Source organism: Spirillospora sp. NPDC029432, assembly GCF_040703975.1.
Lineage (GTDB): Bacteria > Actinomycetota > Actinomycetes > Streptosporangiales > Streptosporangiaceae > Spirillospora.
The window spans coordinates 310013-334382 of record NZ_JBEZWH010000001.1 but is presented as its reverse complement, the minus strand read 5'-3'; the positions used below and the strand labels follow the sequence as shown (position 1 = coordinate 334382).

The 24370-nt window shown below is 74.7% G+C and carries 20 protein-coding genes; 12 read left to right on the top strand and 8 right to left on the bottom strand.

Annotation, left to right across the window (positions count from 1 at the left end; all coding sequences use genetic code 11):
* Positions 1–181: 181 nt before the first annotated feature.
* Genes AB0881_RS01445 through AB0881_RS01435 form a run of 3 tightly spaced genes read right to left on the bottom strand, consistent with a single transcriptional unit; the run spans position 182 to position 5279 of the window.
* Positions 182–1900, bottom strand: a complete 1719-nt coding sequence (locus tag AB0881_RS01445) for an ABC transporter ATP-binding protein (RefSeq protein ID WP_366613418.1) — start codon at positions 1898–1900, stop codon at positions 182–184.
* Positions 1897–3777 (bottom strand): ABC transporter ATP-binding protein, encoded by a 1881-nt coding sequence (locus AB0881_RS01440; protein WP_366613416.1) that lies wholly within the window; start codon positions 3775–3777, stop codon positions 1897–1899. The genes AB0881_RS01445 and AB0881_RS01440 overlap by 4 nt, the downstream gene beginning before the upstream one ends.
* Complete coding sequence (locus AB0881_RS01435; RefSeq protein WP_366613414.1) at positions 3774–5279, bottom strand: MFS transporter; 1506 nt, start codon at positions 5277–5279, stop codon at positions 3774–3776. Before AB0881_RS01435 ends, AB0881_RS01440 begins: the two co-directional genes overlap by 4 nt.
* Before the next feature lie 166 nt (positions 5280–5445).
* On the opposite strand from AB0881_RS01435, the gene AB0881_RS01430 reads away from it, so the two are divergent.
* From AB0881_RS01430 to AB0881_RS01400, 7 genes are all read left to right on the top strand, one after another.
* Positions 5446–6603: a histidine kinase gene (locus AB0881_RS01430; protein ID WP_366613412.1), complete on the top strand. Its 1158-nt coding sequence runs from the start codon at positions 5446–5448 to the stop codon at positions 6601–6603.
* Positions 6600–7262: a response regulator transcription factor gene (locus AB0881_RS01425; RefSeq protein ID WP_366613410.1), complete on the top strand. Its 663-nt coding sequence runs from the start codon at positions 6600–6602 to the stop codon at positions 7260–7262. The genes AB0881_RS01430 and AB0881_RS01425 overlap by 4 nt, the downstream gene beginning before the upstream one ends.
* A gap of 206 nt (positions 7263–7468) precedes the next feature.
* Positions 7469–8236 (top strand): DeoR/GlpR family DNA-binding transcription regulator, encoded by a 768-nt coding sequence (locus AB0881_RS01420; protein WP_366613408.1) that lies wholly within the window; start codon positions 7469–7471, stop codon positions 8234–8236.
* 76 nt (positions 8237–8312) lie between these two features.
* On the top strand, positions 8313–9875 hold the full coding sequence (locus AB0881_RS01415; protein WP_366613406.1) for an amino acid permease: 1563 nt from the start codon (positions 8313–8315) through the stop codon (positions 9873–9875).
* Positions 9872–11308 carry an FGGY family carbohydrate kinase gene (locus AB0881_RS01410; RefSeq protein ID WP_366613404.1) on the top strand — a complete coding sequence of 479 codons (1437 nt, stop codon included), beginning with the start codon at positions 9872–9874 and terminating at the stop codon, positions 11306–11308. The genes AB0881_RS01415 and AB0881_RS01410 overlap by 4 nt, the downstream gene beginning before the upstream one ends.
* Entirely contained in the window at positions 11305–12720 is a 1416-nt protein-coding gene (locus AB0881_RS01405; RefSeq protein ID WP_366613402.1) for an NAD(P)/FAD-dependent oxidoreductase, read from the top strand. Before AB0881_RS01410 ends, AB0881_RS01405 begins: the two co-directional genes overlap by 4 nt.
* Positions 12717–13970: an FAD-dependent oxidoreductase gene (locus tag AB0881_RS01400; protein WP_366613400.1), complete on the top strand. Its 1254-nt coding sequence runs from the start codon at positions 12717–12719 to the stop codon at positions 13968–13970. The genes AB0881_RS01405 and AB0881_RS01400 overlap by 4 nt, the downstream gene beginning before the upstream one ends.
* A 7-nt stretch (positions 13971–13977) precedes the next feature.
* On the opposite strand, the gene AB0881_RS01395 is transcribed toward AB0881_RS01400, so the two are convergent.
* Positions 13978–14928 (bottom strand): SDR family NAD(P)-dependent oxidoreductase, encoded by a 951-nt coding sequence (locus tag AB0881_RS01395; protein ID WP_366613398.1) that lies wholly within the window; start codon positions 14926–14928, stop codon positions 13978–13980.
* A 113-nt stretch (positions 14929–15041) separates the two neighbouring features.
* Between AB0881_RS01395 and AB0881_RS01390 the strand changes: the two genes are divergently transcribed.
* Both AB0881_RS01390 and AB0881_RS01385 read left to right on the top strand, forming a co-directional pair.
* The gene (locus AB0881_RS01390; protein ID WP_366613396.1) at positions 15042–15617 is read left to right on the top strand and encodes a TetR family transcriptional regulator; all 576 of its coding nucleotides are present in this window, start codon (positions 15042–15044) and stop codon (positions 15615–15617) included.
* Between the two features lie 142 nt (positions 15618–15759).
* Positions 15760–16344 carry a dihydrofolate reductase family protein gene (locus AB0881_RS01385; protein WP_366613394.1) on the top strand — a complete coding sequence of 195 codons (585 nt, stop codon included), beginning with the start codon at positions 15760–15762 and terminating at the stop codon, positions 16342–16344.
* A gap of 15 nt (positions 16345–16359) precedes the next feature.
* On the opposite strand, the gene AB0881_RS01380 is transcribed toward AB0881_RS01385, so the two are convergent.
* The 4 genes from AB0881_RS01380 to AB0881_RS01365 form a co-directional block, all read right to left on the bottom strand.
* Positions 16360–16917 carry a signal peptidase II gene (locus tag AB0881_RS01380; RefSeq protein ID WP_366613392.1) on the bottom strand — a complete coding sequence of 186 codons (558 nt, stop codon included), beginning with the start codon at positions 16915–16917 and terminating at the stop codon, positions 16360–16362.
* Between the two features lie 107 nt (positions 16918–17024).
* Positions 17025–18233, bottom strand: a complete 1209-nt coding sequence (locus AB0881_RS01375) for a DUF6745 domain-containing protein (RefSeq protein WP_366613390.1) — start codon at positions 18231–18233, stop codon at positions 17025–17027.
* 2 nt (positions 18234–18235) lie between these two features.
* A complete protein-coding gene (locus AB0881_RS01370) occupies positions 18236–18760 on the bottom strand; it encodes a hypothetical protein (RefSeq protein WP_366613388.1) in 525 nt (174 codons plus the stop codon).
* 237 nt (positions 18761–18997) lie between these two features.
* Entirely contained in the window at positions 18998–20515 is a 1518-nt protein-coding gene (locus AB0881_RS01365; RefSeq protein ID WP_366613386.1) for an alpha/beta hydrolase, read from the bottom strand.
* 136 nt (positions 20516–20651) lie between these two features.
* On the opposite strand from AB0881_RS01365, the gene AB0881_RS01360 reads away from it, so the two are divergent.
* The 3 genes from AB0881_RS01360 to AB0881_RS01350 all read left to right on the top strand — a co-directional run bounded on the left by AB0881_RS01360 (position 20652) and on the right by AB0881_RS01350 (position 24318).
* Positions 20652–21779, top strand: a complete 1128-nt coding sequence (locus AB0881_RS01360) for a histidine kinase (RefSeq protein ID WP_366613384.1) — start codon at positions 20652–20654, stop codon at positions 21777–21779.
* A gap of 19 nt (positions 21780–21798) precedes the next feature.
* Positions 21799–22467, top strand: coding sequence for a response regulator transcription factor (locus AB0881_RS01355; RefSeq protein WP_366613382.1), 669 nt, complete (start codon positions 21799–21801; stop codon positions 22465–22467).
* 243 nt (positions 22468–22710) lie between these two features.
* Positions 22711–24318 carry an ABC-F family ATP-binding cassette domain-containing protein gene (locus AB0881_RS01350; protein ID WP_366613380.1) on the top strand — a complete coding sequence of 536 codons (1608 nt, stop codon included), beginning with the start codon at positions 22711–22713 and terminating at the stop codon, positions 24316–24318.
* The last annotated feature ends 52 nt before the right edge of the window (positions 24319–24370 follow it).

The window sequence follows — 24370 nt, the reverse complement described above, 5'->3', positions numbered from 1 at the left end:
GGGCGCGTCACCGACATCCGGCCCGTGGACAGCGCGCTGAACCTGCTGTGGCACGCCGAGCAGCTCCACCGCCTGGCGGCCGGGCTCGACCCCGATCCCGGCCGCCCGTGGTGGCGGACCCTGGGCTCGGTGGTCCGCGTCGGTCCCAGCGCCCTGCGGCCCAAGCGGAGCTGATCGCGGATCAGGCGTCGGCTCCAGGGAGCGCCATGGCGAGCCGCCAGTAATCGGCATACCGGCCGCCCTGGCGGAGCAGCGCGTCGTGGTCGCCCGCCTCCACGATGCGGCCGCCGTCCAGGAAGGCAACGTAGTCGGCGCGGCGGACCGTGCGCATCCGGTGCGCGACCATCACCACCGTCCGGCCCGCCATCAGGCGCTCGATGCCCGCGTGCACGGCGGCCTCGTTCACCGGGTCCAGGGCGGAGGTCACCTCGTCCAGCAGCACGATCGGCGCGTCCTTCAGCAGCGCCCGCGCGATGGAGACGCGCTGGCGCTCGCCGCCCGACAGCAGCGCGCCGCCCTCGCCGACGTTCGTCTCCCAGCCGCCGGGCAGCCGCTCGACCACCTCGTCCAGCCGGGCCGCGGCGGCCGCCGCCCGCACCTCGGCCGCGGTGGCGCCGGGACGGCCGAGGCGCACGTTCTCCTCGATCGTGCCGTCGAACAGGTAGACGTCCTGGAAGACGATGGCGATCCTGCTCATCAGCGCCGCGGTGTCGATGTCGCGGACGTCCACGCCGCCCACGCGGACGGCGCCCGCGTCCGCGTCGTAGAACCGGGCGACCAGTTGCAGCAGGGTGCTCTTGCCCGCGCCCGACGGGCCGACCACGGCGAGCCGGCTCCCCTCCGGCACGGACAGCGACACGCCGTCGAGCACCGTGCGGTCGCCGTGCCGGAATCCGACGGACTCGAACTCCAGGTCGTGGCGTTCCGGGTGGACCGGTTCGGCGGGTTCCGGGAGCGGTTCGGTGCGCAGCACCGCGTCGAGCCGTTCCAGCTCGGACCGCGCGGCCCGCAGCTGGCCGCTCATGTCCGACAGCGCCAGCAGCGGGTCCGCGCAGCGGGCGGCCAGCACCAGGACCGCCATTACCTCGGCGGTGCCGGCGTTCCCGCCGAGCGCGAGGTACGCGCCCAGGGCCAGCAGCGCGGTGAACGCCGCCTGCACCGTGAGCGTCAGCCCGAGCACGCCGGGCACCACGGCCAGCGTGGTCCGCCGGGACGAGCGCTGGAGGTCGCGGAGCGAGTCGTCGAGCAGCCGGAAGCGTTCGGTGGTCCGGCCGCCGGCGCGCAGGACGGGCTGGGCCTGGAGGTATTCGATGACCCGGCCAGCGGCCTCGTGGTCGCGGGCGGCGCGCTCGGCGTCGGTGGCGTCCATCGCGCGCCCCGTCCAGACCAGCGTCGCCGCCACGACCGGTACGGCGGCCAGCGCGGCCAGCCCCAGCTGCCAGTTGAAGAGGAGCATCACGGCGATGATCGTCAACGGGGTGACGCAGGCGGAGAGGTACGGCGCCAGCAGATGCGCGATCACGCTCATCGCCTGCAGCACGCCCTGGCCGGCCAGGGCGGACACCTCCCCGACGCGGCTCGGGCCGTACCAGCCGACGGGCAGCCGGGCCAGGTGGTCGCCGAGCCGGTGGTACATGCCGTCCAGCAGCGTGGTGCCCGCCCGGAAACCGGACAGGTCGCTGACGTAGCGCAGCGCGGCGAAGGCCGCGACCCCCGCGCCGAACGCGAGCAGCCAGGGGCCCGCGTCCGCGGGGGTGCCGCCGAACAGTTCCCGCAGCACCGGGACCAGCAGGGCGTAGGACAGGCCCTCGGCGACCGCGGCCGCCGCCATCAGGGCCACGGTGCGGCGTACCGGCGGGGCGTACTCGGGTCCGAGCACGCGCAGCAGCATCCGGATCATCGGGGCTCCTCTCCTCTAGGTCCTCTGGGTCCTCTGGGTCCTCGGGATCTCCGGGACGCGACACCGCCGGCCGCGGGCTCGCCGGCGATCGCGGCCCGGTGGGTCCGCCAGAACTCGGCGAACCTCCCGTCCCGGGCCAGCAGTTCGGCGGGCGCGCCGTGCTCGGCGATCGCCCCGTCCTCCAGCATCACGACGGTGTCGGCGTCGGCGATCGTCTCCAGGCGGTGGGCGATGACCAGGGTGGTCCGGTCGCCGGCCGGCTCCGCCAGGGCACGGCGGACCGCCCGTTCGGTCTGCGGATCGGCGAACGCGGTCGCCTCGTCGAGCACCAGCACGGGCGCGCCGGCGAGCAGCGCGCGGGCGATCGCGACCCGCTGCGCCTCGCCGCCCGACAGCCCCGTGCCCTCGCCGATCACCGTGTCGTACCCCTGCGGCAGTTCGAGGATCCGGTCGTGGACGTTCGCCAGCCGGGCGGCGCGGACCACGGCGTCGAGGCCCGCGTCCGGGACGGCCAGCGCGATGTTGTCGGCGACGGAGGCGCGCAGCAGGCGGACGTCCTGGAAGACGAACGAGACCGTCCGGTAGAGGTCCCGGGCGGCGATCTCCCGCAGGTCGGCGCCGCCGAGGGTGATCGAGCCGCCGGTCGGGTCGAAGAACCGCGGCAGCAGCCGCACCAGCGTGGACTTCCCGCTCCCGGACGGCCCGACGATCGCGGTGACCGTTCCGGGTTCGAGCACCAGGTCGATGCCGCGCAGCACCTCGTGGCCCTCCTCGTACCCGAACCGGACGTCCCGCAACTCCACGCGGTGCCCCCGCGGCGCGGCCGGGCGGGCGGGCTCCGGCAGCGACGGCACCGCGAGCACCTCCCGGATCCGGCCGACCGCGCGGCGCGCCGTCCGCAGGTCGTCGAAGCCGTGGCCGATGAGCGAGTCCACCGGGGCGGTCAGGCCCAGCCCCAGCAGCAGGAACGGCAGCAGGTCGGCCGGGGCGAGGCCGCCGCCGTCGATCAGCGCCGCGCCGCCGGCCAGCACGGCGAGCAGCATGAACGGCGGCGACAGCGCCAGCTGCATCGCCGCGGCGATCCCGGCGATGCCGCGCACCATCCGGTAGAAGCGGACGACGAACTCGTCCACGGCCGTACGGAACCGGTGGTGGGCGCGGTCGCCGCCGCCGAACGTCTTCACGACCGCGATGCCCTGGACGAACTCGACGGCCGCGTCCGCGATCCGCCCCATGGCCGCGTCGAACTCCTTCTCCTCGCGCAGCCGAGCGGGCGTCATCATCAGCGGGACGAGCGCCAGGGCCAGCGCCAGCGGCGCCAGCGTGATCAGCGTGAGCCGCCAGTCGACGGTGAACAGGTAGGCCAGCGAGACCAGCGGCACCACGAACGCGGAGACGGCCGCGGCGGGGATGTGGGCGACGAACGGGTGCACGGCGCTCACGTCGTCCCCGACGACCTTGGCCAGCTCGCCGGTGCGGCGCCGGGAGAGCCAGCCGATCGGGACGCGCCCCAGCCGCGCGGCCAGCCTCCGCCGGAACGCCAGCTGCACGTGCCCGTCGAGCAGGTGCCCGAGCGCGGACGCGCCGCCCGTGAACAGCAGCCGGACGAGCAGGCCCGCCGCGCCCGCGATCACGACGAGCCGGACGTGGCCGTCGTCGATCGGGCCGGGCGCCAGCAGCGTGCGGCCCAGCTCGACGACCGCCAGCAGCGGTGCCAGCCCCGCGATGGCACCGATGACCTGGAAGACCACGATCACGGCGAAGGTGCCGAGGTACGGGCGCAGCAGCCCCGCCGGGCCCGGGCCCGGGCCCGTTCCGGAGTCCTCCGGGGGTGGTGCGGACTGTTCCCTCGCTCCGGCGAGGTCGGTGGTGGTCATCGCTCTCCCGTTGCCGAGCCGATGGTGGACGGGGTGGTCGGGCTGGATGGGGTGGCCGGTGTGGACGAGTTGGGGGTGCGGCGCAGGACGGTGAGGGCGATCAGCACCGCGCCGGCCAGGAGCGCGGCGCCGAGCGTCAGGCCGAGCGCGTACCCGTCGTTCAGGGCGGCGGGCGCGGTGCCCTCCCCGATGCGCCGCTGGGCCGCGGTGCCGAGCGCGGCGAGCCCGAGCGAGGCGCCGATCTGGCGCGAGCTGTTGAGCAGCGCGGAGGCGGTGCCGGACTCGCCGGGCGCGACGCCGAGGGTGGCGATGTTGACGAGCGGGCCGAGGCAGAGCCCGAAGCCGACCCCGATGACGGCCGAGGGCCCCAGGACGTCGGTGGTGAACGAGCCGTCCGGGCTGATCAGGCCGAACCAGGCGAACCCGGCCGCGGTCAGCAGCCCGCCGGCGGCCAGGAGGGTGCGGGGGGCGAGCCGGTAGCCGAGCTTGACCGCCGGTACCGAGCCGACGATCACCGCGAGGGCCATCGGCAGGAACATCAGCCCGGTCCGCGCCGGGCCGTTGCCGAGCACCTGCTGGACGTAGAGGGACATGAAGTAGAACGCCGAGGCCATCGCGGCGCCGGTCAGCAGGTTGAAGGCGTTCGCGCCGGCGACCGAGCGGTTGGCGAGCAGGCCGGGCCGGAGCAGCGGCTCGCGGCCGGCGTCGCGCTGCCGGACGCGCTCGACCTGGACGAACACGGCCAGCAGCGCGGCGGCGACGGCCAGGGTGGTGAGCGTGACCGGCGAGGTCCACGCGTGCCCGTCGGTGCGGACGACGCCGAACACCAGCAGCGTCATGCCGGCCGTGGCCAGCACGCCGCCGAGCACGTCCGGGCGGCCGGCGCGCGCGGCCGGCGGCTCGGCGGCGACACCGCGCCAGGCCAGGGCGAGCGCGCCGGCGGCCATCGGCACGTTCACGAGCATCACCCAGCGCCAGCCCGCGTACTCGGTGAGCACGCCGCCGATCAGCACGCCGAGGGCGCCCCCGGCGGCGTTCGTCGCGCTCCAGATCCCGAACGCCCGCACCCGAGCCCGGCCGGCCGGGAACGCCGAGGTCAGCAGCGCCAGCGCGGCCGGTGCGAGCGCCGCCGCCCCGACCCCTTGGGCGGCCCGTGCCGCGACGAGGTGGCCGGGCTCCTGCGCGAACCCGCCCACCAGCGAGGCGAGCCCGAACAGGCCCAGCCCGAGCAGCAGGACCCGCTTGCGGCCGTACCGGTCGGCGGCCTTGCCGCCGAGCAGCAGCAGCCCGCCGAAGGTGAGGGCGTAGGCGTGGATCACCCAGGTCAGGCCCGCCGCGCCGAAGCCGAGCCCGGTGGCGATCTCCGGAAGGCCGACGTTCACGACCGACAGGTCCAGCGACACCATGAACTGCACGACGGCCACCGCGGCGAGCGTCAGCCCCGGCCGGGGAACCGCCGGGCCCGCGGCGCGGGGGCCGTCCTTGACTCGCGTCTTCTGCATGCCCGACATCGTGGTGTCCGGCCCGGTCAGCGGGCATCGTGCACAGGAAGACACCTCCGGCTGCTGTCAGGGAAGTAGGGAACGGCCGGCTACTACGCGGGGAGTAGCCGCCGATTACGCCGCCCGGTGGAGGCCTTCCGGCGCGGGAGACCGTAATGTCACGCAGATGAAGTTCTTGGGCCGGTGGCGGCCGCTCGCCGAGGACGGCCTGCTCGCCGCGGGGCTGGCCGTCCTGGTGACGGCCATCGTGGTCATCACGCCGGGAGCGGGCGCGCTGGACGTCGCGGCCGCCCTCGCCGGATCGCTCGCGCTGGTCGCCTGGCGGCGGGCGCCCCTGGCGGCGCTGCTCGCCGGCACGGCCTGCATGCTGGTGCTGGCGGTGCACGCCCGGCCGGGCCCGGTGGCCGCCTATCCCGTGATGGTGGCGGTGTTCGCCGCGGTCAGGTCCGGCCGGCCGGTAGCCGCCGCGGCGGCGAGCGTCGTCTTCCTGGGCACGGACCTGGTGCTGAACCTGCCGGAGATGACGGAGTCCGTCGAAGGGCTCCAGGGCAGCACGCTGCTGATCGGCTGGTTCGTGGCGGCCGGCGTCGCCGGGACGGTGACCCGGCACCGGCAGGCGTACGTTGCGGAGGCCGAGCGGCGCGCCGCCGAGGCCGAGCGCACCCGCGAGGAGGCGGCGCTGCGCCGTGCGGGCGAGGAGCGGCTGCGCATCGCCCGGGAGCTGCACGACTCCCTCACCCACAGCATCTCGATCATCAAGGTGCAGGCCGGGGTGGCGGTGCATCTGGCGCGCTCGCGCGGCGAGGACGTTCCGCCGGCGCTGCTGGCCATCCAGGAGGCCGGCGGCGACGCCATGCGCGAGCTGCGCGCCACCCTGGAGGTACTGCGCGACACCGAAGCTCCCGACGCCGGAGCTCCCGATGGCGAGCCCGCGGCCAGCGGCCTGGACCGGCTGGACGACCTGGTGGAACGGGCCCGTACGGCCGGGCTGCCGGCCACGGTGACGGTCTCCGGCACGCGGCGGGAGCTGCCGGCGGAGGTGGACCGGGCCGCGTACCGGATCGTCCAGGAGGCGCTCACCAACGTCTCCAGGCACTCCGGCGGGGCCGCCGCGACGGTGCGCATCGACTACGTGGACGGGGAGCTGGTCGTGCAGGTCGACGACGACGGCGCGGCCGATCCCGCCGCGCCGCCCGTACCGGGTACGGGCCTGCTCGGCATGCGCGAGCGCGTCGCGGCGCTCGGCGGCCGGCTGCGGGCCGAGCCCCGCCCCGAGGGCGGCTTCACCGTGCGCGCCGAGCTGCCCGCGAGGGAGCCGGCGTGATCCGGGTGCTGCTGGTGGACGACCAGGCCCTCATCCGCGGCGGGTTCCGGGCCCTGCTGGAGAACGAGGACGACATCGAGGTGGTGGCCGAGGCCGCGAACGGCGAGCAGGGCGTCGCGCTGGCCCGCGAGCACCGGCCGGACGTCGCCCTCGTCGACGTCCAGATGCCGGTGATGGACGGCATCGAGGCGACCCGGCTGATCGCCGGCGACGAGCTGCTGAGCGGCGTCCACGTCGTGATCCTGACCAACTACGGCCTCGACGAGTACGTCTTCAACGCGCTGCGCGCCGGCGCCTGCGGCTTCATGGTGAAGGACACCGAGCCCGCCGACCTGCTGCAGGGCGTCCGGGTCGCGGCGCGCGGCGACGCGCTGCTGTCGCCCGCGATCACCCGCCGGCTGATCGGCGAGTACGTCGCCCGCCGCCGCGCCGAGCCCGCGCCCGAGCGGCTGGCGGCGCTGACCAACCGCGAGCGCGAGGTCACCGCGCTGGTGGCCCGGGGCCTGTCGAACGACGAGATCGCCACCCGTATGGTGATCAGCCCGACCACGGCGAAGACGCACGTCAGCAGGGCGATGACCAAGCTGCACGCCAGGGACCGCGCCCAGCTGGTGGTCTTCGCCTACGAGTCCGGACTCGTCACCCCGCAGCGCGGCTGACCGCGCCCCGCCCCGCCCTCACCACCCCCGCCGCGCCTCCTCCGCGCCCCCTCCGTGTCCCGCCCACCCCGAGGTCATACGTCCTGACCTCGGGGTTTCTGGAGTTCTTTACTCGATTCGGCCTGGCCTCCCCTTGACTTAAGGCCCAACATTCTCCAGACTTTTCCACATGTTCGGTCAATCATCCACAGAAACGGTCAGCAGCCGTGCTGGCGGCTGAGCGGCACCGCCGCATCCTCGACGCGCTCCGCGACCGCTCCGTGGTCAGGACCGAGGAGCTCGCCGGGATGCTCGGGGTCTCGGCGGAGACGGTCCGCCGCGACCTGCTCGTCCTGGAACGGCGCGGCTCGCTGGCACGGGTGCACGGCGGCGCGACCAGCGTCGCCGGCGGCTCCGGCGAGGAGGCGCCGTTCGCCGAGCGGGCCGGCGCCGACCGCGAGGCCAAGGCCGCCATCGGGCGCGCGGCCGCCGCGCTGGTACGGCCGGGCCAGACCGTGATCATCGATGTGGGCACGACCGCGCTGGAGGTGGCCCGGGCGCTCCCCCAGGACCATCACGGCATCGTCGCGACCTGCTCCCTGCTGGCGGCCGCGGAACTGGCCGGCCGGCCGGGCGTCGAGGTGCTGGTCTCGGGGGGCCGGCTGCGCGCCGGCGACCTGGCCTGCTCGGGCGAGCCCGCCACGCGGTTCTTCGCCGACCTGAACGCGGACGTGGCCTTCCTCGGCTCCGGCGGGGTGGACCCGGCCGCGGGACTGACCGACTACCACCTGGACGAGGTCGCCAGCCGCCGCGTCATGATCGCGAACACGGTGCGCTCGTACGTGCTCGCCGACTCCCGCAAGCTCGGCCGCGTCGCGGCGCACCGGGTGTGCGGGCTGGACGAGATCGACGGCCTGGTCACCGACGAGACCCCGCCGCCGGCACTGCGCGAGGCCCTGGAGGGATCCGGCGGCCTCGTCACGGTGGCCGGCTGACCCGGACGGCCGGGCGACGCCGCCACGTCGCCCGGCCTGATCGCCAACCCCCACGGAACACGCAAGGAGACGACCGATGTCCGATTCTTCCACGTCGCCGCGCAGCGCGGCGGCGGGACCGGCCGCCGGCGGGAGACCGTCCGGCGAGGGCCTCTCGGAGTTCGGGTACGAGCAGGAGGTCAAGCGCGAGCTGGGCTGGTACGCCTCGTTCGCGGTGGCGTTCGGGTTCGTGTCGATCGCGACAGGCATCTTCACCGCGTACGGCTCGGTGCTGCAGTCGTCGGGCCCGATGGGCATCTGGACCTGGCCGGTCGTGGTGGTCGGCCAGCTGTGCGTCGCGCTGATCTTCGGTTCGCTCGCCGCCCGCATCCCGGTCAGCGGCTACGCGTACCAGTGGACGTCCCGGCTGGCCAACCCGGTACTGGGCTGGATCATGGGCTGGGTCTCCTTCATGTTCCTCGCGGTGGTGGTCGTCGCCGTCGACTACACGATCGCCGCGACGATCCTGCCGGTGCTGTTCCAGTACGAGGGCACCAACCAGAACGCCTGGCTGATCACCGCCGTGGTGGTGCTCCTGCAGGCGATCCTGGTCGCCCTGTCAACCCGGGCGACGCAGCGGGTCAACACCGTCGCGGTCACCATCCAGCTGATCGGCATGGTCGGGCTGACCGTGCTGCTGTTCGCCGTCGGCGCCGCCACCGGCCAGCTCGACTTCGGCACCCTGTTCAGCCGCGGCGACGTCCCGGCCGAGGGCTACTTCTCCCTGGGCGAGGCGACCACGGTCGGCCCGTGGGCGATGGGCTTCCTGCTGGGCGCGTTCACCATCGTCGGCTTCGAGTCCGCGGCGAACCTGGCCGAGGAGACCAAGGACCCGGCGCGCGTGGTGCCCAGGGCGATGGCGCGGGCCGTGGTCGGCCTCGGCGTCCTCGGCATGCTGTTCCTGATCGCGGTGACCGCGCTCGCCGAGGACCCGGCGGCGCTGGCGAAGTCCGACACCCCGGTCGCCGACGTGATCGCGCGGGTCCTCGGCTCGTACGTCGGCAAGGGCCTGCTGGTCCTCGTGGTGATCTCGATCTTCTCCTGCGGGCTGGTGATCCTGCTCAGCGGCACCCGGCTGGTCTGGGCGATGTCGCGCGACAAGCGCTTCCCGGGCTGGCGGCTGCTGCGCCGGATCAACGGCTCGACCGGCACCCCGATGAACGCCGCCGTGCTCGTCTTCGTGATCGCGCAGATCCTGCTCGCGACGTTCGCCCGCTCCACCCAGGCACTGTTCTCGCTGTTCTCGGCGGCGACCCTGCTCCCGGCGATCATCTACGCGGCGACGACCGCGCTCTACATCGCCAAGCGCCGCAGCCTGCCGCCGTCCCGCGGTTTCCAGCTCGGCCGCTGGGAGGTCCCGGTGCTGGTGCTGGCCGTCGTCTGGCTGGTCTACGAACTGCTGATCTTCCGTGACGCGTCCTTCGCCGAACCTTGGCGGTACGTCGCCGTGATGTCCGCGATCGGTGCGGTGTACTTGGCGTACCTGCTGATTCGGCACGGCACCAAGGGGCTCACCATGCCGGACCTGCACGACATCGACAGGGTCCTGGACGACGACGCGCCGGCGCAGTCCGGCCCGGCCTCCGCGGAACGGCCATGACGGCCGTACTCGCGATCGACCAGGGGACGTCCGGCACCAAGGCGATGGTGGTCGACGGCTCCGACCGGGTGCTGAGCGTCGCGGAACTGCCGGTACGGCCCCGCTACCTGCCCGGCGGCGGGGTCGAGCAGGACCCCGGGGAGCTCCTGGAGTCGGTCCTGGAGTCCGGGCGGCGCGCGGTACGGGACGCGGGCGGGCCGCCGATCGGCTGCGTCACGCTGGCCAACCAGGGCGAGACCGTCCTGGCCTGGGATCCCGCGTCCGGTGAACCGCTCACCCCCGCGATCGTGTGGCAGGACCGCAGGGCGGCGGAGATCTGCGCCGGGCTCGCCGACCGGGCCGAGCTGGTGGGCCGCCGCACCGGCCTGGTGCTGGACCCGTACTTCTCGGCGCCGAAGATGCGCTGGATCCGGGACCGGCTCACCGGCGACGGCGTCGTCACCACGTCCGACAGCTGGCTGCTGCACCGGCTCACCGGCGAGTTCGTCACCGACGCGGCGACCGCGTCCCGGTCGCTGATCACCGAGCTGGACACCGGCGCGTGGAGCCCGGAGCTGCTGGAGGTGTTCGGGCTCGCGGACGAGGCGCTGCCGCGGATCGCGGCCTGCGACGAGATCGTGGGCGAGACCTCCGCGTTCGGCGCGCCCGCCCCGGTGGGCGGCCTGGTCGTGGACCAGCAGGCGGCGCTGCTCGCCCAGCGCTGCCTGGCCCCGGGCGAGGCCAAGTGCACCTTCGGCACCGGTGCGTTCCTGCTGGCCAACATGGGCACCGCGCCGGTGCGGTCCGGCTCGGGGCTGGCCGCCTCGGTGGCCTGGCGGGTGCGCGGCAAGACGGCGTACTGCCTGGACGGCCAGGTCCCCACCGCCGCCTCGGCGGTGCGCTGGATGCAGGACCTCGGGCTGGTGGGCGGCGCGCCGGAGCTCGACCGGGCCGCCGCGCCCGACGCCGGCGGGGTGCTGTGCGTGCCCGCGCTGGCCGGGCTGTCGGCGCCGTGGTGGGCGCCGGAGGCCACCGCCTCGTTCACCGGCATGACGCTGTCCACCACGTCCGGGCACCTGGTCAGGGCGGTGCTGGACGGCATCGCCGCCCAGGTCGCCGAGCTGGCGGACTGCACCGCCCGCGACACGGGAGCCTCGCTCTCGACGCTGCGCGTCGACGGCGGCCTCACCCGCAGCCGGGTCCTGATGCAGGCCGTCGCCGACCTGCTCCAGGCCCGGGTCGAGGTGTACCCGTCCGAACACGCGACCGCGCTCGGAGCCGTCGCGTTCGCCCGCTGCGCCGTGGACCCGGCGCTGCCGCCGGCCGACGCAATCGTCGACTGGACGCCGGCCACCGGCTACACCCCGCGGATCGGCGCCGACGAGGCGGCCGCGTTCCGGGCCCGGTGGACGGCCGCCGTCGAGAGCTCCGCGATCGGTAAGGAGAAGAAGTGACCACAGCACGGACCACGCCGGTCGCCGACGTCGCGGTGATCGGCGCCGGGGTCGTGGGCTCGGCCATCGCGCGGGCCCTGTCGGCCCACCGGCTCGACGTCGTCCTGCTGGACGCCCGCGCCGACGTCGGCGACGGCACCAGCAAGGCCAACACGGCGATCCTGCACACCGGTTTCGACGCCTCCCCCGGCACCCTGGAGGCGCGCCTGGTCGCCCGGGGGTACCACCTGCTCAAGGAGTACGCCGACCGCACCGGCATCCCGTACGAGCCGACCGGCGCGCTGCTCGTGGCCTGGGACGACGAGCAGCTCGCCGCGCTCCCCGGCCTGAAGGAGAAGGCGGAGCGGAACGGCTACACCGAGGCCGTGATCGTCGGGCCGGACGAGGTGTACCGGCAGGTCCCCTCGCTCGGCCCCGGCGCCCTCGGCGGCCTGACGGTCCCGGGCGAGTCGATCATCTGCACCTGGACGGCCACCCTCGCGCTGGCCACCGAGGCGGTCCGGCGCGGCACCCGGCTGCTCCGCTCGCACCGCGTCGAGTCCGTCACCCCCGGGCCGGACGCGACCGTCCTGCACACGAGCCGCGGCGACGTGAGCGCGCGGTGGGTGGTCAACGCGGCCGGGCTCGGCGGCGACGTGCTGGACGCCATGTTCGGGTACGACCGGTTCCATCTGCACCCCCGGCGCGGCGAGCTGCTCGTGTACGACAAGCAGGCACGCCCGCTGGTCGACAGGATCGTGCTCCCCGTGCCGTCCAAGCTCGGCAAGGGCGTGCTGATCAGCCCGACGATCTACGGCAACGTCATGCTCGGCCCCACCGCCGAGGACATGACCGACCGGACCGACACCTCGACCACCGAGGACGGCTACGCGTTCCTGCTCGACCGCGGGGAGCGGATCATGCCGTCGCTGCTCCGGGAGGAGGTCACCGCGACGTACGCGGGACTGCGCGCCGCGAGCGACGCCTCCGACTACACGATCGAGGTGGACGCCGCGCAGCGCTACGCGGTCGGCGGCGGCATCCGTTCCACCGGCCTGACGGCCGGCATGGCCGTCGCCGAGTACCTGCTGGGGCTGCTGGGCGAGGCGGGCCTGGAGCTGCGCGAGCGGACCGATCTGCCGGACCCGCCGCGGATGCCCAACATCGGCGAGGCGTTCCCGCGCCCGTACGCCGACGCCGAGCGCATCGCCGCCGACCCGGAGTACGGCACCGTCGTGTGCTTCTGCGAGCGGGTCACCCGCGGCGAGATCCGCGACGCGCTCTCCAGCACGATCCCGCCGTGCGACATGGACGGGCTGCGCCGCCGTACCCGCGCCATGAACGGGCGCTGCCAGGGCTTCTACTGCGGCGCGAACGTCACCGGGATGCTGGAGCGGGCCCTGGGGACCGCCGACGAGGAAGGCGAACGATGAGCACGACACGCACCCCGCTGACGCCCGCGGTGGCCATCGTCGGCGGCGGCCCGGCCGGGCTGCGGGCGGCCGCGGAACTCGCGCCGGCCGTCCCCGGCCGGGTCCTCGTCCTCGAACGCGAGCGGGACGCCGGCGGCATCCCGCGGCACTGCGGCCACACCGGCTTCGGCGTCCGCGACCTGCACCGCGTCCTGACCGGCCCCGCCTACGCGCGGCGCATGGTGCGCGGCGCCGAGCGGGCGGGCGCGGAGATCCGTACCGGCGCGATGGTGACCGGCTGGTCCCCCGGCGGCGGCCTGGAGGTCACCGCGCCGGACGGCCTGTTCGAGGTCCGCGCGGACGCCGTGGTGCTGGCGACGGGCGCCCGCGAACGGCCCAGGACCGCGCGGCTGATCCCCGGCGACCGCCCGGACGGCGTCTACACCACCGGCCACCTGCAGAACCTCGTCCACCTGCACCACCGCAGGCCGGGCCGGCGCGCCGTCGTCGTCGGCAGCGAGCTGGTCAGCTGGTCGGCCGTGCTGACGCTGCGCGAGGCCGGCTGCCGGACCGTTCTGATGACCACGGAACGGCCCCGCGGCGAGGCGTACGCGATGCTGCCCCTCGCGGGCCGGGCCGGGCTGCGGGTGCCGCTGCGGACCCGTACCCGCGTCACCCGGATCATCGGCAAGGGCCGCGTCGAGGCCGTGCAGATCGAGGACACCGGCAGCGGCCGGCGGTGGAACGTTCCGTGCGACACGGTCGTGTTCACCGGGGACTGGATCCCCGACAACGAGCTGGCCCGGTCCGCCGGGATCGACCTCTCCCCCGGCACCCTCGGCCCGGCCGTGGACGGCGAGCTGCGCACCAGCCGCCCCGGCGTCTTCGCTGCGGGCAACATGCTGCACCCCGTGGACACCGCGGACATCGCGGCCCTCGACGGCGCGCACGTGGCCCGCACCGTGCTCGACCACCTCGCGGGCCGCACCGTCCCGGGGGACGGCGTCCGGATCGTCGCCGGCGCGCCGCTGCGCTGGATCTCCCCCGCCACGTACCGTCCCGGGGAGCGCGGCCCCGCCCGCGGGCGCCTGCTGGCCTGGACGGACGAGTACGTGCCGTTCCCCCGCGTCGTGGTCGCCCAGGACGGCCGCACCATCGCCGAACGGCGGCTGCCCTGGCCCGCGGCGCCGGGCCGGGTGTTCCGCGTCCCCAGCGGGATGCTCGACGGGGTCCGTCCCGGCGCCGGCGACGTCCACGTCTCGCTGCGCTGACACCGGCTCAGCCGAAACGCGCGATCGGATCGAGGCCGGTCAGGCGGGCCGTGGCCACCCAAAGCCGCGCCGCGAGCGCGGTGTCGGCCAGGTGGCCCCGGACGGGTTCGAGGACGGGCCGGCCGCGGATCCCGAGGATCCGGGGTCCCCAGAGCTGGCCGCCGCGCACCGACGGGTCCAGGACGGCCCGGACGGCGGGCCAGGCGGCGGCCTCCTTGCCCTGGAGGAGGAGGCCGGCGGGCAGGCCGCGCAGCCGCTCGGCGCCGGTCCGGACGCGGACCGGCGGGCGTGCGGGGGTGAGGGAGTCGAGCGCGCCGCCGGGGTGGGTGACGACGCTCAGCGCCGTGGCGCCGGCGGCGCGCAGGCGCCGGTCGAGTTCGAAGCCGGCGAGCATCTGCGCGAGCTTGGACCGCGAGTAGGCGCGCTTCGGCCGGTAGTCGCGGGCGCTCTGGAGATCGTCGAGGTCCAGGCTCACGGACTTCGCCGTGAAGCTGCCGGTGGTGACGACGCGGCCCGCGGGGGCGGCGGCCAGCAGCGGGGCGAGCCACCCGATCAGCGCGAAGTGCCCCAGATGGTTGGTGGCGAACATCAGCTCGTTGCCGTCCCGCGTCTCGCGCCGCGGCGGCTCGTCGAGCAGCACTCCGGCGTTGCAGACGACCGCGTCCAGCCGGTCCAGGCCCAGGGCGTCCGCGGAGGCCCGGAGCGAGGAGAGGTCGGCGAGGTCCAGGCGGACGTGCCGGACGCGCGCACCGGCGACCCGGGCGCGGATCGACGCCCGCGCGGCCTCGGCCCTGCCGCCGTCGCGGCAGCCGAGGACGACGGTGGCGCCGGTGCCGGCGAGCTGTTCGGCGACGAAGTAGCCGATGCCCGCGTTGCCGCCGGTGACGAGGAAGTTCTTGCCCTCGGCGCGCGGGAGGCGCCGTACGTCCCAGGGGGCTGGGCCGCGGAGGGAGGCCATGGTCCGGCTCCTTACGTCGCCGGCGGTCCGCACCGGCATTCAAATCTAGACTGACTCTGAAACTATAACCACTATAGATTCATAGGGGTTCCGGAATTCGGTACGATGCGGGGATGCCGCCGACGATGGGACGCCGCGAGCGCAAGAAGGCCCAGACCCGCCGGGCGCTGTCGGAGGCCGCGCTGCGGCTGTTCTCCGAGCACGGGTACGACGGCGTCACCGTCGCCCAGGTCGCCGACGCGGCGGACGTCTCGATCGCCACCCTTTTCGCGCACGTACCGGACGGCAAGGAAGCACTGATCTTCGACGACGGGGCCGCACGGCACGTCCGGCTGGTCGCCGCGGTCCGCGACCGGCCGCCCGGGCAGCCGGTCCTGGAAGCGCTGCGGCGGTGCATGGCGAGCGACGGGCCGTTCACCGACGACCTCCCGCCCGAATTGCGCCGCAAGCGCGATCTGATCGTCGGCACGCCCGCGCTGCGGGAGTACTCGCGCAGGCTATGGATCGCCGGCGAGGGGCCGCTGGCCGAGGCGATCGCCGCCGCGAGCGGCCGCGCCGGCTCCGACCTGACCGTCCGCGCCCTCGCCCGCTACGTCCTGGAGATCCCCGAACTCGCGGGCGCGGAACCCGACCCCCTGGCCGCCCTGAACGCCGTCTTCGACCTCCTCGAATCCGGCTGGCGCGAGTAACCGCCCGCCATGCCCGGTCGCGGCTCCTTCATCGGCCCCGGCGATGAGTCCTAGCGTGGTCGATGGTCTGTATCACCAGTACGCGACATCACCAGTACGCGACATCACCAGCACGCGACCGATCGCACGCGAGGAGAGCAGCATGACCGCGACCTACACGTTCGACGTCTTCTCCAGCCTCGACGGCTTCGGCGCCGCGGGCGGCGACTGGACCGGCTACTGGGGCAAGCAGGGCCCCGAACTCCTGGACCGCCGGCTCGCCCTCTACAGCGAGGAGCAGCGGATGGTGTTCGGGGCCAACACGTTCCGGGCGTTCACGCAGATGCTCGCCGCGAGCACCGAGGGGTCCGACGTGCGCGACCCGTGGGTCACGCGGATGAGGCACCTCCCGACGACGGTCGTGTCGAACACGCTGGAGAAGAACCTCGACTGGCCGGACGCGACCGTCGTGACCGGCGACGCCGTCGACGCCGTCGCCCGGCTCAAGGAGGAGTCCGCGGTGCCGCTGCGCTCGCACGGCAGCCTGTCGATGAACCGGGCGCTGATGGACGCCGGGCTGGTCGACCGCGTCCAGGTGACGCTGTTCCCCGTGATCACCGGCCGGACCGGGCTGGACCCCGTCTTCCGGGGCGCGGGCGACTTCGACCTCGAACTGATCGAGCACCGGACGCTCGACGGCCACATCCAGGAGCTCGTCTACCGGCCCACGCCGCACGGCCGAGCCTGACGGCCCCCCGAAGGGTCAGTCCTGGTCGGCGGGGACGGAGGCGGTCGGCTCGTCCTTCTCCTCGGCGGCGGGTTCGCCGAACGGGACGCCGCGCAGGTTGAGCAGCATCAGCATGGCGCAGCTCAGCGTGAGCGCGATGTCGGCGACGTTGCCGACGAACGGTCCGTAGTCGATGAAGTCGACGACGTGGCCCCGGCCGAACCCGGGCGCGCGGAAGAACCGGTCGATCAGATGGGACGCCGCCCCGCCCAGGAGCCCGGCGAGCACGACGGACCAGGCGGCCGAGCGCGAACGCCTGCCCACGTACAGCACGCCGGCGACCACGACGACCGTCGCCAGCGCGAACACCCACGTCGCGTCCGATCCGATGGAGAACGCGGCCCCGGGGTTGTACAGCAGCCGGAGCTCGATCAGCCCCGGGACGAGCGTGGCGGGCTCGCGGCCGGTGAGCGCCGAGATCGCCCACTCCTTCGACGCCTGGTCGATCAGCAGGACCACCGCGGCCAGCATGATCATCAGCCGATACAGGCGCGGCCCGCGGCCCGCCACGTGCGGTTCTCGTCCGTTCGACACGTTCGCCACCTTATCCGCCCCGGTGAGGACCGGCCCGGCGTCACCGGGAAGGCGGCCGCCACGGCCCGGCGGCTGAGAACCGCCTCAGCGACCCCGCCCGGCCCGCGTCACGTACGCCGTACGGTCTCGCGGTACTGCCGTGCGGTCAGGCCGATCTGCCAGGCGGCGGCCCGCACCGGGTCCCGGATCCAGCCGGGCACCAGCTCGCCGAACTCGCGCCGGGTGCCGTCCCGCTCCTCCGTCCCGTTGGTCATCAGCAGCAGGTGCAGGTGGTCGTCGTACAGCCGCTCGACGCACCACAGGCTGAGGACCTGTCCGGGATTGCCCGGGTCCGGGACCTCCCCGCCGACCCGCGGCCATCCGGCCTGGGCGGCCAGCCGCCGCCAGCCGGCCCGGCCGGCCAGGATCTCCACGGCGCAGCGGCGCTGCTCGGAGTTGCGCAGCGACACCGCGCGGCGGATCGGGACGTCGTCCTCGATGACCTCGCGCGGCATGGTGACGCCGTGCCACGCCCACAGGCACCAGCCGTCGGGGTAGCGCACCGCCGGCCCGGTCGGATGGTGGAGCCGGCCCTCCGCGTCGCGGTGCAGCTCGGCGGGGCGTTCGGTGAGGACCACGCTGTTCCTCATCGGCCACCACTCCCCGGCCGCCTGACCGACCCGGAGCAGGCCGCGGGCGTGGCGGTCCGGTTCCAGGACGCCGCACCCGGCGAGGAACGCCACCTGCGCGAGGCGTCCCAGCGTCCGCGGACGGAACGCGCCCAGCCGCGGCAGCGCCGCCACCTCAGGGAACCGCTGCCCGTCCTGCCACGTCGGGGCGACCTGTTCGACGGCCGCGCCGACGGCCTTCCCGAGCCCCGTCTCGACCGCGGCGGTCACCTCGCGGTCGAGCCGGCCCAGCAGCCCGTTCCACCGCCGGTACCGCTCCAGGCCGCCGAGGCCGGGAAGCGGGTCCAGCATGATCAGGTCGGTCTCCGGGGATTCCCGCGGCACCTGGTCGAGAACGGCCTCGCCGGCCGGCTCCGGCAGCGCCCGCCATGCCCGCCTGGTGACCAGGGGGAGCCGGCCCGCGCGGATGTCGGCGGCGATGCTGCCCGCCATCGGCGAGCCGAGCCAGATGACGCGCTCCGGCGGCCGGCGGCCGGCGCCGAGGTAGACGTCCTGGACGCCCGCCTCGGCCGCCGCCCGGTCCGCCGGCCCCGCCGCCAGCCCGTGCCCCACCCACTCGTCCCGCACCCGCGGCAGCAGCGCCTGCTGCTCCCCGGTCGGCTCCGGTGGCGGCCGGCCGTGGCCGTGCGCGTACCGGGGGTCCGCCATCGTCAGTCCTCGACGAAGCGGACGGCCGCGTTCCAAGCCTGGTCGCGGACCTCCTGCTCACGGGCCGCCCGCTCGCGCGCCGCCTGCTTGCGGGCCTGGTCGCGCTTGCGGCGGGCCCCGGGGTCGAGCACGCGCGGCGCCATCTCGCGCTTGCGGCGCAGCACGTACCGGCCGGGGGCGATTCCGGTGTTGCCGTGCTCGGGGTGGTCCAGCCACGCGGTCGCGCCGTCGCCGACCTCCAGGACCCCGAGGGTTATGCCGCCCGCCGCGCCCTCGCGGGCGTCGTACCGGACGTCACCGGAGGCGAGCAGCAGGTGCGTGTGGCCGCCCGCCCCGCCGCGGACCACCGCGACGCCGGCCGCCGGGACCGGGGTCTCCGGCCGCCGGTCGTCCTCCCCCGCCATGGCGGCGGGGAGCACGGACACGTCGCCCTGGTGCTGGAGCCCGGCGATGGTCGGGATGTCGAGTTCGGCGGCCAGACGGGCCAGGTCGGCGCCGTCCGCCCGCACGGTGCTGAGGAGTTCCATGATGCGCCTCCTGCGAAGTGTTTCCAAGAACGCTAGCGCCGCCCGTCTCCACAGGAAACGCATTTTCGGGCACCACGCCTCCCGTCACTTCTGTTCCTCTCGGCGTCGTCCCGTATAACGGCAGCGAAATGATCGGCTCGATCCGCACAGAGCGTTCTTCGGATTGCCGTGACGATGTTTCTCCTCAATGGTGAGGCGACCCGCTCATCGCCACTTTTCGCACGAGGTTCCGGCGGGTCAGGGGCGGCAGTTCTGGTCGGTGGCGGGGAGGGTTCCGGTGGCCAGGTAGGCGTTGACCTTGGCGTCCACGCAGGGGTTGCCGTATTCGCCGTAGATGCCGTGGGCGGTGGTGCCGCGCAGGGTGAGGAGGCGGGAGCCGGTCAGCGCGCGGTGCATGGCCTTGGCGCCCTCGTACGTGGTGGCGGTGTCGCCGGTGGCGGCCACGATCAGCGCGGGCGTGGGGTTGCCGACGCGCGTGAGGGGCTCGCGCGGCGGGTTCGGCCAGAACGCGCAGGGCCACAGGTTGTTCTTGAGGGGGCCGAAGAGGGGGTGGCGGGCGCGGCTGCGCTGGATGTCGTGCCAGTACGTGTCGGGGTCGCGGGGCGCGGCGCGGTCGCCGCAGGTGATGGCCGCGGACGGGTTCGCGAGCGGTGAGCCCGCGGAGGTCAGGACGAACGCGAGGAAGTCACCGAAATCGGGGCCGGGGATGGCCGGGCGGCCGTGCGCGGCCTCGTTCAGGGTCCGGACCATGGAGGCGAATTCCGCGCGCGCCTCGGGACGGTCGTCGCCGGAGGCGTTGGAGAGGATGTACGGGACCGCCTGCTCGTCCACCTCGTACGCCCCGACGCGCAGCGGGCGCTCCTCCGCGGCGGTGACGATCGCGTCCACAGTGGCGAGCACGCGGGCGGGGGTGGCGCCGAGGCCGTAGGTGCCGTGGCGTTCGGCGGCCCAGGCCGCCCAGCCGCGCAGCGCGCGTTCCGCCTCGTCCTCGGTTCCCCGGGTGGCCCTGGGGCCCCACTTGCCCGGGTCGCCCGCGCTGTCCAGGACGACGCGGTCGGTACGGCCGGGGAACATCTGCGTGTAGACGGCACCCAGGTAGGCGCCGTAGGAGTAGCCGAGGAAGGAGATCCGGCGCTCGCCGAGGGCGCGGCGCACGAGGTCGACGTCGCGGGCCGTGTCGCGCGTGTTGACGTACGGGAGCACGTCGGCGTGGCGGCGGGCGCAGCGTTCGGCCAGGTCGCGCTGCACCGCCGCCTGGTGGTCGAACCGGGCGCGGGTCCGGCCCGGCGAGCGGAGCCACATGCCGATGGGCCAGCCGCAGTCGAGCGCCGTGCTGCGCCCGACGAAGCGCGGGTCCAGGCCGATGATGTCGTAGCGGGCGGCGACGTCCTTCATGGCCGCGCGCGTCTTCAGGGGCATGGCCAGAGTGGGCTCGCCGGGGCCGCCGCTGTTGAGGACCAGGGTGCCGATGCGGCCGGCGCGGTCGGCGGCGGGCAGCCGGGACAGCCCGAGCTTGATGGTGCGGCCGCCGGGCCTGGCGTGGTCGAGCGGGACGGTGAGCTCCGCGCACCGCGCGCCCGCCCGGTCGAGCTCCTTGCCGAGGGCGTCGTCGGCGCCTTGGGCGCAGGGCTTCCAGTCGAGCGGTGGAGGCGGGCCGGAGTCGGCCGCCGCCGGCTGCGCGACAGCGGCGGGCAGGGCGCCCAGAGCGAGGGCGGGGACGAGAAGTGCGCGGGTCAGCGCGGTCGTCGGCTTCATGGCGGGGACGCTATTCCGGCCGGGCGGCCCGCACGATACAGCCGGCCGCAGGCGCGCTACTACAGCCCGCTGTAGTGCCCGGCGGGCGCCGGCGGCGGATAATGATTCCCATATCGGGCGTCGCGAGGAGGTGCGCGTGCGGAACCGTGCGTTCTCCGGTTCGGCCTACCTGCTGGGCACGCTGGCCACCGCCGCGGCCACGGCGCTCGCGCTGCCGGTCCTGCTCGCGCCGCAGGTGGCGCGGGCCTGGGCGGACCGGCACCGGCGGCGGGCCGGCCGGCTGCTCGGCGTTCCGGCCGATGGGCGGCCGAGCGGGCGGCGGAATCTCGCCTGGGTGTTCGCGCACGCCACCGTGGGGTTCCTGCTCGGGATGGCCGCCCTGATGTGCCTGGGCAACATCCTGGTCGCCGCGGTGGTGGTGCCGTTGTGGTGGGCGTTCCCCGCCGAGGCGCGCCCCACCCTGTTCTCGTTCTTCGACGTCCGTGTGGGCGATTGGGCGACCGCGCTGGCCGGCGGGGCCGTGCAGATCGCCGTCCTCGGCGCGGCGGCCTGGTGGGCGCTCCCGTGGCTGGCGCGGCTGCACGCGCGGATGTGCCTGGCGGTGCTCGCGCCGTCGGCCAGGGAACGGCTCACCGAGCGGGTCGACGTGCTGACCAGGAGCCGGGTGGGGGTCGTCGACGCCCACGGCGCGGAGCTCCGGCGGATCGAACGCGACCTGCACGACGGGACGCAGGCGCGCCTGGTGTCGATCGCCATGCAGGTGGGCCTCGCCAGGGACTCGCTCGCCGAGGACCCGGAAACGGTGGCGGCGCTGCTCCAGCAGGCGCACGAGACGGCGGAGGAGGCGATGGCCGAGCTCCGCACGGTGCTCCAGACGATCTACCCGCCGATCCTCGCCGACCGCGGGCTGGACGGGGCGCTGGCGGCGCTGGCCGCCCGGGCGGGCGTGCCGGTCCGGATCGAGCTGGGCGACCTGGGCGCGCTCCCGGCGGCCGCGGAGGCGGTGGCCTACTACGTGATCGCCGAGGCGCTGACGAACGTGTCCAAGCACGCCGCCGCCACGCGGGCGGCCCTCCGGGTCGGCCGGGCCGGCGACCTGCTGTCCATCGAGGTCACCGACGACGGAACGGGCGGCGCCGACGAGGCGCGCGGCACCGGGATCACCGGGATGCGCCGGCGGGTCGCCGCCCTGGACGGCACCGTCCGCCTCGACAGCCCGCCGGGCGGCCCCACCACGCTCGCCGTCGAACTGCCGTGCGCGTAGAGACCGTTCAGGAGGCCCGGTGCGGATCGTGATCGCCGAGGACAACGTCCTGCTGGCCGGCGGCCTGGAGCTGCTGCTGGCGGCGAAGGGCTGCGAGGTCGCCGCGGTCGCCGGCGACGGCGAGGCGTTCCTGGAAGCCGTCGCCGAGCACCGGCCCGACATCGGCATCGTGGACGTGCGGCTGCCCCCGTCGTTCCGCGACGAGGGGATCCACGCGGCGCTGCGGGCCCGCCGCGAGCACGGCGCGCTGCCGATCCTGGTGCTGTCGCAGTACGTCGAGCGCGACTACGCGGGCGAGCTCCTCTCCGACGGCCGCGGCGGCATCGGCTACCTCCTCAAGGACCGCATCGGCCGGGTGGCCGAGTTCGTCGACGCCCTGAGGCGCGTCGCGACCGGCGGCACCGCCATGGACTCCGAGGTGGTCGCCCAGCTCCTCGCGCGCCGCGGCGGCGACCCCCTGGACACCCTCACGGCCCGCGAGCGGGAGGCGCTCGCGCTCATGGCCCAGGGCCACGACAACGCCACCATCGCCGAGCGGATGCGGATCTCGGACAACGCCGTCCACAAGCACGTCGGCAACATCTTCGCCAAGCTCGGCCTGGCGCCGGACGACTCCGGCCACCGCCGCGTGCGGGCGGTGCTGGCCTACCTGGACGGCGCGCCGGGGCCGGCCTCCGGGCGCGGCTGATAAAATCGGGATCATGCTGATCGAGGTCGACAGACTCTAGCCACCGGACCGCCGGTGGCTTTCACCAGCGGGAGCGTCGCTCCCGTCTCTGTGGTGACCGCTGCCCTCTCGCATGATCTCCTTCCGCCCGTTCATGGCGGCGGCCTCTCCTGCGCGAGCCGAACCGGCGCGCCGGTCGACACCGGACCGATCTCGATCACATCCGTCCCGCGCCGGCGGGCAGAAAGCAGAGAACCGCTAACGATGTCCAGCAAATCCGTCATCACGCTCCGCGACCTGACGTTCGAGTGGCCGGACGGGAGCGTCGCGCTCTCCGGCGTCAACGGCACGTTCACGGCCGGCCGGACCGGCCTCGTCGGCCGCAACGGCGCCGGCAAGTCGACCCTCCTGAAGCTGATCGCGGGGATCCTGGCCCCGGCGGCCGGCCACATCGACACGGTCGGCGAGGTGGGCTACCTGCCGCAGACGCTCACCCTCCACCGGGACACGACCATCGCCGGGCTCCTCGGCATCGACGGGATCCTCGCCGCGATCGAGGCGATCGAGGCCGGCGACGCCGCCGAGCGCCACTTCGACACCATTGGCGACGACTGGGACATCGAGGCGCGGGCCGACGAGGCCCTGCACCAGATCGGGTTCTCCGCCGGAGACCTCGGCCGCAGCGTCGCCGAGGTGTCGGGCGGCGAGGCGATGCTCATCGCCGTCACCGGCCTGCGCGTCCGCCGCACCCCGATCACGCTGCTCGACGAGCCCACCAACAACCTCGACCGGCCCACCCGGGCGAGGCTCGCCGGCTTCGTGGACGAATGGCCCGGCACCCTCGTCGTCGTCAGCCACGACCTCGAACTGCTGGAGCACATGGACGCCACGGCCGAGCTCCACGACGGCGGCCTCGCGACCTTCGGCGGCCCGTACAGCGCGTGGAAGGAGCACCTGGAGCAGGAGCAGGCCGCCGCGGCGCAGGCCGCCCGGACGGCCCAGCACGCGCTCAAGGTCGAGAAGCGGCAGCGCGCCGAGGCCGAGATCAAGCTGGCCCGCAGGGAACGCACCGCCAGGAAGACCCAGAAGGACGGCGGCATCCCGAAGATCCTGGCGGGCAACCGGGCCAGCCGGGCCCAGGCGTCCGCGGGCTCGCTGCGTTCCACGCTCGACGACAAGGTCCAGTCGGCCCAGGCCGCGGTCGACGCCGCCGACGCGCGGGTGCGCGAGGAGAGGCACATCAACCTCACCCTTCCCGATCCGGACGTGCCGCGCGGGCGCCGCCTCGCCGAGATCCACGACGAGGACCGCACCGTGGTGGTCCAGGGGCCCGAGCGGGTCGCGCTCGTCGGGGCGAACGGGACGGGGAAGTCCACGCTGATCGAGCATCTCGTCCAGGGCGGGACGGCGGCCCCCGGCCGGCCGTACGGGCGGCTCCTGACCGATCTCGTCGGCTACCTGCCCCAGCGCCTGGACGGGCTCGACGAGGACGCGAGCGCGATGGACAACGTCCGCGCGGTCGCTCCCGGAACGCCGCCCGGCACGATCCGCAACCAGCTCGCCCGGCTGCTCCTGCGCGGGGACGCCGCCGACCGCCCGGCCGGCACCCTCTCGGGCGGCGAGCGCTTCCGCGTCTCCCTCGCGCGGCTCCTGCTGTCGGATCCGCCCGCCCAGCTGCTGATCCTCGACGAGCCCACCAACAATCTCGACATCACCAGCGTCGAGCAGCTCGCGGAGGCGCTCGACGCCTATCGCGGCGCCCTCCTCGTCGTCAGCCACGACGTCGCGTTCCTCGACCGGATCGGGATCGACACGGTCCTCGAGATCGGCGAGGACGGCCACCTGCGCCGGCGCCCCGGCCTGGACGTCTGACACCTTCCGTACCGGCCCCGGCCTGGTGCCGCGCCCCGGGCCGGGGTCGCTC